This is a genomic window from Geobacillus sp. ZGt-1, assembly GCF_001026865.1.
GTDB classification, from domain to species: domain Bacteria; phylum Bacillota; class Bacilli; order Bacillales; family Anoxybacillaceae; genus Geobacillus; species Geobacillus thermoleovorans.
In genome coordinates this window covers 156,758-157,066 of sequence record NZ_LDPD01000018.1, presented here as the reverse complement: position 1 = coordinate 157,066, position 309 = coordinate 156,758, and the positions used below count along the sequence as shown (strand labels likewise).

General features: G+C 59.1%; 2 pseudogenes. Both read left to right on the top strand.

Annotated features, from left to right (window positions below):
- Nucleotides 1-88 (top strand): annotated as a pseudogene (locus VU18_RS19800) (hypothetical protein); the annotation flags it as partial.
- A gap of 1 nt (nucleotide 89) precedes the next feature.
- A pseudogene (locus tag VU18_RS19795) lies at nucleotides 90-309 on the top strand (galactose-1-epimerase); the annotation flags it as partial.

Sequence of the window (309 nt, the reverse complement as noted above, 5' to 3'; positions counted from 1 at the left end):
TGATTTGCGGCAAGGAAAGACGATCCGGGAGGCGGTCGAATCGGGGCATCCGCAAATTGCACTCGTCGGCGGGGGTTATGACCATCCGNTTTGGCTCGATCGGCATCATGACAAAGAGATTGTGCTTTCCGACCCGGAGAGCGGGCGGGTGCTGACGGTGGAGACGGATGAGGTCGGCGTGGTGGTGTATACATCGAACCAGCTGCCGGAAGGGTTGGATCTAGGCGGCGTGTCGTCGCGGAAATATTTAGGCATCTGCCTGGAAACGCAAGGGCTGCCGGATGCGATCCATCATCCGCAGTTTCCGTC